This window comes from Agrobacterium sp. B1(2019), from assembly GCF_008274755.1.
GTDB classification, from domain to species: domain Bacteria; phylum Pseudomonadota; class Alphaproteobacteria; order Rhizobiales; family Rhizobiaceae; genus Agrobacterium; species Agrobacterium salinitolerans.
On record NZ_VTPB01000002.1, the window covers coordinates 16,436 to 29,903 of the forward strand.

The window sequence follows — 13,468 nt, forward strand, 5'->3', positions numbered from 1 at the left end:
TCGCCGTGTCAACTTTGACAGACTTGGGCGGTTGCCATCAGTTGGGAGTGAAAATGAGCTGGCAGCAAACCCGCGTTATTGCGGCGTTCGACGAAGAATGCGAACAAGCGACTACAACCTGAACCGTACCCCGCGAGTCTCAATGCCTCGGCCCCGGTGTGTTTGCAACCCTTTTAGTCAGCACCAGGACACGACCAGGGCTACCCTAAAGGAGGAGGATCAGCGGAGCAGGTTGGACTGCTCACTCAAAGCGATTGTCCTGCTCGCGGCTCTCACGTGCCTCGTCGTTTCGTTCTTTCCGGATCTGATTTTCTAACCGCTCGATCGCCCCGGTGCGAGCGACCTGCAGCCCATCTTGATCACCGACCGACAGATCTCGAAGAAGTTTAAGACCGCGTTCGAGAGCGCTTGCGTACGAACCACTCCAGGATCTGGGATATAGGCGCGAAACAAACTCATCAAGAACCACCTTCTGGTCGGGCGCCTCACGGAGAATCCGAACTGCGAGTGGGGACCATTTGGTTGGCTGTTCATCATCGGTTTCTGTTCCGCCTTTTTCATAGAGCTTGACGGTCGCGGCGGCCAAAGGAAAGCGGCTGACCGGATCGACGGCCAGCCACTCGAAAAGGGTTTCTGCAGATACCGCGTCAAGAGGTCGCTTGCCAAACTGCCCTATGCTCTCAAGTGCCCTGAGAGACTTTGCATGTGACTTAGCCCGCTTCGGAAACAGTTCGTCTAGCGACAGGATTGGCTGGACCTGAAGAAGGCTACGTACGACGTCACCGAAGTCGTGCGCGGTGATTGTATGCTTAGTCAGTGCGCGAATAAGCTTGCGGATCAGGCGCCTTGCGGCCGACCGCCCCTTCTCACCGGTCAAGCTGTACCGTATTATCTTGGCTAGATCATAGTCATCTCGATTATTGCGGCCGCCGCGGGTCGGAAATTCGAACGCATCGATAAGTGACCTTCCGGCCTCACAGATCTCATTAGGGATCGGGTCTTTGTCGGCGCGCAGGCCATGCAGACGCATGGCGAGAATATCAATCGCAACCGATAAGCCACCTTGCAGCCCCGATATCCGGAGCACCAAATCCCTCAATTGGGCTCCTGGGACCTTCTCGGTGATGCGGCCAACTATCAGGCTGAGGTAGGCGTCGCTCGGCGCGATGCCGAGGTCAAGCGCGCGATGGAGGCGGTCGATACCCCGACGATCCAATCCCACGGCTGCCTGCAAATGCGGCAAATGCGGCCCCAGCACGTCGTCTAAGACTGCCTCGTCCAGGAATCTTCCTGCTAGATCCGCGTCCCGGCGATGGAGGCCATGGATAAAGCCCGTCATCAGGGCCATTCTTGGGGAGGCAGCCGCAGCAAATGCCATTCTCATCTCGGCCCAGAGATCATGCGGACGGTCAGCCGTTTGTGCCATCGCTGCTGCAAATGCTGACACCCTTCCTGGCGCCGCGATCAGGGCCGGCAAGAGGACTCGGAAGCTTTCAACGTCCCTGCCAACATCGGCGCCCTTGACGTCGATGACGACGCCATGAACCTGATCAACAAGGTTTCTCGGCCGGAGAAAGTGTTCGAGATCGTCAAGCTTGCTGCGCAAATCCACACTCATGGCCGCGCCTTCATAGGTCTGCGTCTTCCGCACTGCGATCCAAGCCTCACGCCAGAATTCACCGTTCGCGAGCTCGCGAATCACCTGGTCCAGCAAATCGACGATCGTTGGGATGCGCCAAAGATCCCGTAGCTCCGTCGAGAGTATCGTTTTCACCTCCTTAGCTACGGGAGAACCTGGAAGCGCAAAACGCCTTGCGAGGTTGAGTGCGTGGCTAAACCATTTCTGAACCTCATCCCGGGATTCCGGATAATATCCATAGTCGCGGGACCGCGCGCCGAAATCGAATTCGTATGCCGATGTAAACTGACTTGATTTCAAGAGCGCCGCCAGAGCCCTGAGGCCGAGTGCATGTAGCTGCTCGATGTCTGAGGACAAGAAGCTGTCCGCCACCTTTTCTCTTGTCTCGATTGTGGCGTGCGTCCCAGATAGGGCAATGAAGAACAGCGACTCAACCATATCGGCCGCCGCCGCGTCTTTCGACACTTCAGGAGGGATAATGGCAAAACGAGACAGCACCGCGATCGCCCTCTCAAAATACTCCTCGTCGTAGGCGAGTGAACGAAGCAGGCGCAGGTAGTACAGATTCTCGACAAGTGTAGCCTCAGACGCCGCACCGAATCTTTCCTCCAACTTCTCCAGCACCTGGCCCGGTGCAATCGGTGCGACATTGAACAGGAGCTCGCGGTCAAAATCGGTGAGACCGGTGATGTCGCCAAGACGGCTGCCGGGACGCAGCCAGTCTTCAACGATAGCCCGAGCTTCCTTGCTGTCGTTAAGATAGCCTAACCGTCTTGAGAACGATCTGAGCATTCTTTCCGACGCCTCATCAACGAGATGTTGCCGTATCTTAGAGGGTGGCAGGCGCGCGAGGGCAGACTTGGCCAGCCGATTTGCGATTGCATGGGGTAAGACCGCCCGCCATTGGGCGCGGGCCTGAACGAGATCCCTGTCCTTGAGTTCCACAACGGCGGCATAAATATCCTCGGCGGATTTTCCGATGAGCGCGCCGAGCCGTGAAAGTTCCGCATCCGCGCCCTCAACGTGCTCACCATCGAACGAATAAACGAGAGAGCAGGCTTGAGCTACTGCAAGCAGCGCGGGATCGGGCTGGTGGCGTTGATGGAAGAGCCGATTGAAAAGTTCTTCCTGATTTAGACCTGCGACGGTTTCGGTCTTTTCCAACTGGGAAGCGAGCACGATCGCTATTCGAGCATTGCCGCCGGAAAATTCGGCAATCGTTCCAGCGTCCACCTGCGATAGATCCGGAAAGCGTTGCTGAAGCAACCTTGCGATGAGCTCAGTGGACGACGCCTCCAGATGGAAGACGTTTGTGTCCTCGGGTTGGTCGTCACGAATATCGTATTCGATCGTCAAGATGCTGATATGGGAACCGCTCTCCCTGGCGACTTCGGAAAGATGCCTATGCAGCTCCGAGGAACAGTTGTCGACCACGACAATCGCCCTGCTTCGTGCTGCGTTGAGATCCGATGCCAACGCCTTCGGCGGTGGTTGAGGGTCATCCGATATGTCTGTGTAGATCGCTTGAGAACGATCTAGGACGTTTCCTCCGATCGTCTCGTCAAAGAGCGCCTCCGCCAGTCTGGTTTTCCCGACGCCGGAAAGGCCGACAAGTCGTACGACCCCGCCTGGCTGCCGTAGTTTGTCCCGCATCAGATTGATGCCGTCGATGACCGAGATTTCGTCGCCGCGTTCCGCTGCATCAGTCCGCATCCGGGCGTGTCCGTCGACGAGGTAGCCAGGATCCACGCCGGCAGGCATCCTTGACCATGATCCGAAAGACCGCCAACCGGGCACGGCCTTGCCAATCCGGGTGCGAACCCACGGAATTAGGGCCGCGTGGTCGCGCACCCAAGTTGCTACCCGGCCTCGGTCGAAGAAGTCGAAAGTAAGCTTTCCTTCGGCCTCACTTCCCTCCACCGCTTTCGCCATCGCATTGCGGCGGCTCTTGAGCGCGCTGTCGGAGGTGGATCCCGTCGAGGCCACCATCCCCGGCATTTTGGCTACCACCCCAGGTGACGGCAGTGACGGGCAGAGCCTGTCGGTGCATCTCCGCTTCGCACAAGAGGCCAATCAGAGCCCTCAGATCTGTATCGTTCAGTAGCGCGATGTCGTCGCCAACAATTTCAAACATAAGGAAGCTCGCGCCCAGTCTCGATCGATATGCGACTCATACGCGAAACCATAAAGCCTTTCGGCAACTTCCTAAATGTACTTATCGCAGATCTCAACAGGCTCTTTGCCAACCTCCACCGCACAAAAAACTCGCTAGTGAGCCGAAAAGTGTGTTGATTAGCTTGAAGGAGGGCGCAAAAGCCGCTCTGGAATCCGCGGAGCGGCTCCAGTCTTCGTTCTTGGTGTGGCTGAGCAGGATCTGCGTCGCAGGGAGGTTACCAATGGTCTTAGGTAACCCTCCCGACGCGGGCCAATCGCAGTTATCCACTCAACGCCAGCCGTGCCTATTGTCGAGCACTGGATGATCGTCGTGGTCGTCTCGGCTTGGAAAGACATAGTCATCGACGGTGCCTCCCCGCCAATGAAGCCAGGCAAGAAGACTTGCCCTAGGGGCGAGATTGGCATCTAATCGGCGGGATAAGCCAAGCGAGTGGAATGAGGAAGAATGGCGGAAAGCTTCAACTATATCTCTTTCGGTCATTGGGGAAATGTCGAAGGTGACATTGATCTCATCGCCATGGGGCGAGGACGTATGTTTGAATATACGCCATCCGACACCGAAAAGAGACTTGAGAGTCTAGACAGCACGGCCATCGCCTTTCTTGAAAAGCTGCCGACATTTCTATGCAGCGAGATCAAGCCGAGTGGAGAGAACGTCTCCATGCTCATCAAATACGGCCGAATTTCCAACATCGATCCCCAACGCAAGGAGGTCTTAGCTGCCTTCGAGACCGTGATCGACTTCGGCGAGGTGAATTTCAAAGATATCGATTCGGCGCGCGGGGTGTTTGGTGCGGATAAGTTTCAACTCTATCGAACCCATTGGGCCGTCCGCGAAGGCGATGTTCGTGACATCCTCGACCGACTGGCTGAGGTCAAGCCAGCTCTTGGCCAAGTCATTGCGGCGGAGGCCGCTCCAGCCGCTGACGATGGAGAAGTCCAACCGCCGCCGCGCGACAAGAAGATTATTGGCGATGCCGACAGCGTGGAGCGTTTTCTTGAGCTGCTCTACAGCTCGCCGGCGAAGGCGGGAACCGAGACCTTCTTCCGGGGACACAGCGATGCAAGCTATGAGTTGACCCCATCCCTGCTGCGCAAATGGGAAAATGGCGATTGGCAATTTATGCCCAGCGAGGACCGTCTCTGCAAAGAGTTGCTAATTGCCCATCACGACGAGTTCCATGGTGATGACTATTGCTTCGACCGTCTCGTGCGGATGCAACATTACGGTTTGCCGACGCGGCTGCTCGACATCTCCGGCAACCCGCTCGTGGCGCTGTTCTTCGCTTGCTCGTGTAAGCCGGATCAACTCGGGGTCGACGGCGAGGTCATCGTCTTCCAGATCGCGTCGGAAGGCGTGAAATACTATGATTCTGACACCGTCAGTTGCCTGTCCAATCTTTCCAACCTGACCTATGCGCAGAAGAACGACATAGACCTCAGTCTCGACCAAGACGCCTTTAACGCAACGGATGTCGCCGGCAAACTGCTCCATCACATCAAGTCGGAGAAAGGCTTTTTCGAAGGGCGGATCGTTCCCGATGACCTTCGGTCGATCATTTGTGTGAAGGCGAAGCGCACGAACACGCGCATCAAATCGCAGTCTGGCGCCTTCTTGCTGTTCGGGCACGAGGCCGCGTTGCCTGACGCAGGACAGGACGGCATCGAGATCAGTCGGGTGACGATCAAAAATAAGGCGCACATCCTAAACCAGCTTGACCGGATCAACATCAACGCCACGACCGTCTATCCGAGCATCGACCAGACCGCAGTTCATTTGCGGGATCAGCACCAGTCGCCGAAGCCTGTCAGGATCACGCTAAGCACAGCCGCTTGAGGTGTTAGTTTCGCCCGACAGCAGGCATGAGTTGATGACGAAATGTGGGCTATGGCGCGGCCTCAGAATTTTGCTTGGGCCGCACGGTGGTTTGGGTTCGAAAATATACGCCGAAGTAACCGGCTAGCGCTCGCCTACGCCATAAGCAATGCCGGGTTCCGGGAAGTGGCGAGTGTCCGTCGAACGGTCGGAGTGATCGCTCAAAGCGGAAATAATTTCCGCCCTAAGTTCCGCTCCGTCCACCCCAAAGAATGTGCTTGAATACGCCGAGCCTGTCTGCAGCGACTGGGCGTGAGCGGAGCGGCATGGTGAACTATACCGGGAAGGCTGAGCGGCGCGCTTCCCAGCTCGGGTCATAGTCCAATCGCCACTCGCTGTCGAAAGTCAGATGAGGGACGGGTACGCTCTCATAGAAGATCGTTGATCATCCGTCATCGAAGGTCGGCAGGAAACCCTGGTCGTCGTCTGGCAAAGGTGGAGCGGTCTGAACCGTCTTGAGATCGCCAACCTCAATGCCGACTGTCCGCGCCACGATGAGGGATTTCTCGAGCTGGCAGCTCGGCTTGCCGGATTCGAGTTCGACAATGAAACGCTCGCCCGTGCCGGACCGGGCGGCAAGCTGGGTCTGCGTCCAACCGAGGATCTTGCGTTTCTCCCGAATGGCGGCGCCAAAATCGCGTGCAGACCTGAACATCGACCGCCTCCTGAGGAGTCTTACCGTACAGGAAGATTTATCTCAATTCAATGTGGTACTTACCGATCGGGAAGCGCTCACGCGCACGCCCGAAGACCCCGATCGGGAAGTTCCGGGCCTCATCACGACGTCGAAAAATGAAGTCCTTGAGATCCGGGTATCGCGTGTGGTACACCTGCGGGTATCGCAATTTCCCGAATGCGGGCAGGGGTTCGGGATTTTGATAGGATCATGCGACTCGCAGTCGACAACATGACTTTTCGGTTGGGCGTAAGAGATGCAATCGATCACGCTGACTTATCAGCTTTGGTCAGCAGCGATTCAGTGCGTTCAAAGAGTTTGCGACAATCTACGTTAAGCTTCTCCCGCCCGAGTATGATACAGCCTTTAAAGGAGCTGTAGACGACGAACGAGAGATGCTTGGGCCAACACAGCAATCGCGCAGATTTTGCGATGAATGTGTGGCGGAAGGAACGCGGCGAATAAAATAAGCCGTGTCTGGATCTCTTTCGCGAAAGGGCTCACCCGCCCCTTGGCTCCCCATCAGGGCAACCGCCAGAGACAACTGGCGGCAGCGGCGTGTAACAGCGGTCGCGAGGTGAACTTAACACGAAAATCACAGGGGAACCGATAATTCCCATAAGCAATCTTGTCAGATATCACCCATGCAAGGTGCCGGTCAGGCTCCATATGGCACCCAGATATTCTTCACCTGAATGGCCCTTCGCAAATAGTCACGGCCCTGCCCTTGTGCACGGTCAAGCCAATCCGGCTGACGCCCATTATTGACCCAAGTGGCCTTCAGGTTGCCCGCAGAAGCCCTCTCGACCATCGCGCTTCCCTCAGCCGATCCGAAATACCAGACGGCTGCAACGTCATCATGCTCGGCCAGCGTCTTTGCAAGCACATCGCGTTCGCCGGTCACAATGTTGATAACGCCGCCGGGCACATCCGACGTGTCCAGCACCTGATAGAAATCCCCGGCAATCAATGGATGGCGCGATGACGGGATGACGACGACGCGATTGCCCATGGCGATTGCCGGCAGCACCAGCGACACCAGCGATAGCAGCGGCGCCTCGTCGGGGCAAACAATACCGACGATGCCCCACGGCTCGTTCATGGCAAGCGTGACGTGACGCGACTTGGTGGAGTGTACCGCGCCATCGAACTTGTCGGCCTGGGCGGCGTAATAGGAAATACGGCGCAGCGATGCGTCGAATTCGTCCCTCGCCTTCTTTTCGCTCACACCGGTGCTATCGATGATGCGGGCGACAAATTCGTCGCGACGTGCATCAAGGTTCTCTGCGAGATAATAGAGCACCTGCGCGCGGTTATGGGCGGTTGCGGAACTCCAGCTGCCTGCCTTTGACGCGGCTTCCACAGCATTGCGGATGTCCTTACGGTTACCTATTCCGGCCATGCCGATCACGGCGTTGGACTTGCCGGTGACAGAATAGCTGTAGCCACCGTCGGGGCGTGTTTGCTTGCCGCCGATATAGTTTTTCATAGTCTGATCAAGGCCATCGATCGCCATCTTGCTGTCGGCATTCGGCGATGCAGATGGTGCGAAGGCTTCAGCGGGCTTGCTGACCGGCAGGTTCTTTTCCCAGTCTGCCGCCAGATATTCGTAAAGCCCTTCGCGCGCACCTTCACGGCCGAAACCGCTTTCACGGTAGCCGCCAAAACCTGCACCGGCGTCCAGCATGTTGGTGCAGTTGATCCAGACCACGCCTGCCTTGACCCGGGCAGCCAGATCAAGCGCGACATTGATGTTTTCCGACCAGATCGAGGCGGCGAGGCCGTAACGGGTGTTGTTGGCCAGCGAAACCGCTTCGTCCGGCGTGCGGAATGTGGTTGCCGCAGCGATCGGGCCGAAAATTTCCACCTGGCAAACCGTCGACGCCTGATCAACATCGGTGAAGAAGCCGGGAGCGACGTAATTGCCAGTAGACGGCAACGGGTTGGAACTCTGCCAGAGTTCACCGCCCTCTTCCACGCCCCTGCGAACCAGATCCGTGATGCGTTTCACCTGCGTGGCGGAAACAATCGCGCCGACATCGGTCGACTTGTCGAGCGGATCGCCGACCCGCAGGGTTTCCAGCCGTTTTTTCAGGCGTGCATAAAATTTCTCGGCAATGCCTTCCTGCACCAGCAGCCGGGAACCGGCGCAGCAGACTTCTCCCTGGTTGAACCAGATCGCGTCAACAACACCTTCAACCGCCGCATCAAGATCGGCATCCTCAAAAACGATGAAGGGTGACTTGCCGCCCAGTTCCAACGACAGTTTTTTGCCCGAACCGGCAATCTGCTCGCGAATAACGCGGCCGACCTTGGTCGAGCCGGTGAAGGCGACCTTGTCGACGCCTGCATGGCCGCAGATCGCAGCTCCTGTTGAGCCATCGCCCTGCACGATGTTGACGACACCGACTGGAAGGCCGACCTCGTGGCAGATTTCCGCAAAGGCGACAGCCGTCAGCGGCGTCAGATCGGCAGGCTTCAGCACCACGGTATTGCCAGCGGCAAGTGCCGGCGCGATCTTCCAGGCCAGCATCAGCAGGGGGAAGTTCCAGGGGATCACCTGACCGCAAACACCGACGGGCGAGAAACCACGGAACTCGTCTTCCACCATTTCAGCCCATCCGGCGTGATGGTAAAAGTGTCGCGCGACGAGTGGAATGTCGATATCACGGGTTTCGCGAACCGGCTTACCATTGTCCATCGTTTCCAGAACGGAAAGGAAGCGCTCGCGCTTTTGTATATGACGGGCAATGGCATATAGGTAGCGGGCGCGCTCATGACCCGACAGCTTCGACCATTTTCCGAAGGCCGCGCGGGCGGCCTTGACCGCCTGATCCACGTCTTCCTCATTGCCGCAAACGATCTCCGCCAGCTTATCCCCGTTTGCGGGGTTTGAGACCGCAATCGTCTTTCGGCCATCAGGCGACACGAACCGGCCGTTGATATAGTGACCGAACGAGCGTCCGAGAGCGTCGAGCCACTGCTTCACATCACCATTGGCTTCGGGGGAAGGTCCATATTCCATGGTTTCCAAAATGTCCTTAATGGGTCGCATTATTTCAGTCCTTATGCGGCAGCGTGGTGGTGAGCGCTGGAATAGCGGGCGGTTACGAAATGTTCGAGCTGCCGCTCGATATCGCCAAGCATCGAACTGGCGCCAATGCGGAACAGGTCCGGCTCAAGCCAGCGATTGCCCAGCTCCTCCTTCATCAGCGTCAACCACGACAGTGCGTCCTTTGCCGTTTTTAACCCGCCTGCGGGTTTGAAGCCGACCATCTGGCCGGTCAGTTCGCCATAATCGCGCAGTGCCCGTACCATGGTCAGACTGACCGGCAGGGTGGCGTTGACCTCCTCTTTGCCGGTGGAGGTCTTGATGAAGTCCGAACCCGCCTGCATCGCCACCATCGAAGCGCGATAAACATTGGTCAGCGTGTTGAGATCACCCGTCGCGAGGATAGCCTTCATATGGGCGTCGCCGCAGGCTTCACGAATCGCGGCAATCTCGTCGTAAAGTGCGGTCCAGTTCTGCGTCAGAACAAATTCGCGGGTTATGACGATATCGATCTCCCTGGCGCCTTGCTCGACGGCATAGCGGATTTCGGCCAGCCGTTGCGGCAGCGGCGTCAGGCCGGACGGAAAGCCCGTCGCCACCGATGCGACCGGAATAGCCGAGCCTTCCAGCGCCTTGACGGCGTGGGGCACCATGGTCGGATAAACGCAGACGGCGCCGGTGGTGATGCCGGCATCTGCAAGGCCTAGTGCTTCGAGAATGTCTTCCCGGACCGGACGGCGCGCTTTGGCGCACAGGCGGCGCACACGGCCGGGCGTGTCGTCGCCGGAGAGCGTCGTCAGATCGATGCAGGTGATGGCCTTGATCTGCCAGGCGACCTGGTATTCCTTCTTGACCGAGCGCCGGGCAGTGATTGTCGCGGCGCGCCGTTCGGAGGCGCTGCGATTGACCGATACATCTTCAAACCATTCCGGTTTGAGAGCGGTGCCGTTGTTTCTGGGAAATGCTTCGCTCATTTTCTGTCCATTCTTCTGGTCAGGCTGCGGCATTGGCATGGTCGCGGCAAAATGCCTCGAACTCTTCAAGGCTGGCGTAGGCCTTCTGTGTTCCGGGACGGGTGATGGAATGCGCCGCGTAAAGCGATGCCTTCTTCAGGGAGGATACGACCTCGCGCGTTTCGGCGTAAAAGCGGGCAAAGGAGCCGATAAAGGCATCGCCCGCACCCGTGGTATCCTTGGGGGTTACTTTGACGGGTTCGATATTAACGATTTCATTTGATGTAATCATGCGCGCACCGCGCCCGCCCAACGTCACTATGACGGTGCGAATGCCACGAGCAATCAGCGAACGGGCGGCGGTGACGATGTCTTCGTCGGTGTCGGTCGGCAACCCCGACAGCAAGGCAAGCTCGCTCTCGTTCGGCACGAGGAAGGTTACCTGGCGGATGCGCTCAGGATCGAGATTGGCAGCGGCAGGGGCGGGATTAAGGATCGTCTCGATACCGTTCTGGGCTGCAAATTCGACAGTATGGTAGACGGTCTCAACTGGCACTTCCATCTGCATCAGGATCAGGCCGCACTCTTTCAGATCAGCGGCCGCCTTGTCGACCTCAACAGGCAAAAGGTGGGCATTGGCTCCTTTGACGATGAGGATGGAATTCTCGCCCGACTGTTCGACGAAGATCGGCGCGACACCGCTGGATTTGCCGGCAACCTTCACCACATGACGCGTATCAACGCCGAAGCTTGCGAGATTGCGAATGGTATTATCCGCGAAGACATCATCACCGACCCGGGTGACCATCATCACTTCGGCACCAAGACGCGCCGCGGCAACCGCCTGGTTGGCACCCTTGCCGCCGCACCCCATCTCGAAGGTGGGCGCCTCAAGGGTCTCGCCCGGTCCAGGCATACGGTCCACATAGGTGATAAGATCGACCATGTTGGAGCCGACGACCCCGATTTTCTTACTCATGCCGATATTCCCTGCTTATCTGTTTTAAAGCGCGCTGATCCTGGCGCCGAACTCATCGGCGGCAGCGTGGTCGAGATAGCCCAGCCGTACCGGGAAGACCCGGCGTTCACCCGGCGATAGTCTCTGCACGTTGTTCTTGGCCTTCTCCGCCAGATAGCCTTCCGGCTCGCAGGTGGATGGGAGGGCAAAAGCGGCAACCTGCGAATCCCCATTGACCAGGATCCAACGCACTGTCTTGGGGAAGGCGGCGAGCGGATAGGAGATGGCAAAGCCGTCGCCCTCACGTCGTTGCATCATCAGATGCGTCAGCCCCTCACCGTCCGCCGTCAGGCCGTTTATGTAGAACACCTGTTCGGGGTCGTAACGTTGTGGTTCGTTGAGCACTTCCATGGCCGAAGGCTGCCTTGCGAGCGTCTCCAGCAAGGAAAGGTAATCGGGGTTTGGTGTGACGTGGCCGGGTACGGCCGTTCGCACCTTCACCTGCTCCGGCGTGTAGGGCACCGGCTGAACGATTTGCGCACCCTCGGCATAGGCAAAGTTCACGTGGCACATATACATGAGATCCATGGACGCTGACGACAGGTTCTGGATGTCCATGACCATGTCAAAAAGCGTATCCTCAGCATGCAAAGTCACGCTGGGTCGGGCCAGATAATTGGCGCCGAAGCCCATGACATATTCAATTTCGCCTGTTACCCGAACATAAGCACCGCGCGCATCGTGACCGATGACGAAACCAGCCTTGTCCATGGCGGCACAGGGCATTTCGCCATGCAGGACATGATTATCCTGCGGCGAAGGGCAGCCGTTTCGCAGCATGCCGCTATGGAATGCAAAACATCCGTATGTCTCAACAATTGAACCGGCAGGTCGCGGCATCGAAAAGCGGCTTCCCATAGTCAGGTCCACACCGTTGAACTCAACGCTCCAGATCATCTGCCCCATGAATGGCAATAGGACGATCCGGCCGTGGCGGTTCTCCAATTGCAGCGCCTCAACGCCGGTGGCGTAGCGGAAGGTGGTAACCTTCAGCCCATCGGATGCGGCTAGAAGATGCGGGAGATCGGTGAAATCCTGCCTGCGAAGATGAAATTCTGTTACCTGCATGGGCTCACCTGCCGGGGTTTCGCCATGCATTGATGGCGATGACGAGAATGAGGAATGCGCCCCAGATGAAGTCGATAAGGTGGTTGGAAAACCGCATCATCTGGAAACCGGAGGACAGCAACATGAGGGCGATCAGCGCAATGGCGATGCCGAGAACCCGCCCCTTCCCGCCTGCCGGGTTTGTGCCGCCGAGAACGGCAATCAGCACCGCCTGCAGCAGATAGGACGCGCCGTAGTCGGATTTAGCTGCATTGGTTCGCCCCGACAGAATGATGCCCGCCAGCGACGCCAGAACGCCGGTCAGCATATAGGAATAGAGCATCATGCGATCCTTGCGGATGCCTGCGAAGACGGCTGCGCGCGGATTGGTCCCGATCAGCATCAGGTTAATGCCGAGCGTCGAGCGCGTCAGCAGGATCGCCACGGTGATGCAGACGCCGATGAACAACAGAAACGGCGTCGCTACACCCAAGATCTTGCCGTTGCCGATCCAGTTCCACGCGTCGGGAAATCCGACGATTGCCGGGCCACCGGTCAACACCAGCGCCAGCCCCATCAGCACCTGACCTGTGCCGAGCGTCGCCAGTATCGGGGTAATACGCAGCTTCGCGACCAAAAGGCCGTTGATCAGACCGGCCAGCAGGCCAACCGCCATGGCGAGAACGATGCCAAGCCCGGTGGAAAACACAACACCCGAAGTGGAGGATTGCCCCGCCTGAACCATGGTGGAATGGAAATAGACGCCGGCGATGATGCCCGCCAGATTGGCAATCCCCACCACGGAAAGATCGATGCCACCGGTCAGCATGGCAATCATCATGGCGATGGAGAGGATCCCCAGTTCGGGCATGATGTAGCTGATGGATTCGAAATTGTAGTAGTTCAGGAACTTGCCGGGGTTCATCCAGGTCATCAGCGCAAAGACGATGACCGTGATGACAAGAAGCTGAATGATGTTGCTGTCGTTGCCGAAAAGCCGACGTATGTCGAACGAATTTTTCATGATGCGCT

The 13,468-nt window shown here is 57.8% G+C and carries 8 protein-coding genes; 1 reads left to right on the forward strand and 7 read right to left on the reverse strand.

Annotated features, from left to right (window positions below):
• Positions 1-241 precede the first annotated feature (241 nt).
• Positions 242-3,637 (reverse strand): hypothetical protein, encoded by a 3,396-nt coding sequence (locus AGR1_RS14845; protein WP_149147379.1) that lies wholly within the window; start codon positions 3,635-3,637, stop codon positions 242-244.
• 622 nt (positions 3,638-4,259) lie between these two features.
• On the opposite strand from AGR1_RS14845, the gene AGR1_RS14850 reads away from it, so the two are divergent.
• Positions 4,260-5,651, forward strand: a complete 1,392-nt coding sequence (locus AGR1_RS14850) for an FRG domain-containing protein (RefSeq protein ID WP_246669657.1) — start codon at positions 4,260-4,262, stop codon at positions 5,649-5,651.
• Between the two features lie 424 nt (positions 5,652-6,075).
• On the opposite strand, the gene AGR1_RS14855 is transcribed toward AGR1_RS14850, so the two are convergent.
• The 6 genes from AGR1_RS14855 to AGR1_RS14880 form a co-directional block, all read right to left on the reverse strand.
• On the reverse strand, positions 6,076-6,345 hold the full coding sequence (locus tag AGR1_RS14855; RefSeq protein WP_149147380.1) for a helix-turn-helix domain-containing protein: 270 nt from the start codon (positions 6,343-6,345) through the stop codon (positions 6,076-6,078).
• 679 nt (positions 6,346-7,024) lie between these two features.
• On the reverse strand, positions 7,025-9,421 hold the full coding sequence (locus AGR1_RS14860) for an aldehyde dehydrogenase family protein (RefSeq protein WP_187772190.1): 2,397 nt from the start codon (positions 9,419-9,421) through the stop codon (positions 7,025-7,027).
• A gap of 11 nt (positions 9,422-9,432) precedes the next feature.
• Positions 9,433-10,392 (reverse strand): deoxyribose-phosphate aldolase, encoded by a 960-nt coding sequence (gene deoC, locus AGR1_RS14865; RefSeq protein WP_149147381.1) that lies wholly within the window; start codon positions 10,390-10,392, stop codon positions 9,433-9,435.
• 19 nt (positions 10,393-10,411) lie between these two features.
• Entirely contained in the window at positions 10,412-11,350 is a 939-nt protein-coding gene (rbsK, locus tag AGR1_RS14870; protein WP_149147382.1) for a ribokinase, read from the reverse strand.
• Positions 11,351-11,374: 24 nt separating this feature from the next.
• Positions 11,375-12,457, reverse strand: a complete 1,083-nt coding sequence (locus AGR1_RS14875) for an aldose 1-epimerase family protein (protein ID WP_149147383.1) — start codon at positions 12,455-12,457, stop codon at positions 11,375-11,377.
• 4 nt (positions 12,458-12,461) lie between these two features.
• On the reverse strand, positions 12,462-13,460 hold the full coding sequence (locus tag AGR1_RS14880; RefSeq protein WP_149147384.1) for an ABC transporter permease: 999 nt from the start codon (positions 13,458-13,460) through the stop codon (positions 12,462-12,464).
• Positions 13,461-13,468: the final 8 nt, after the last annotated feature.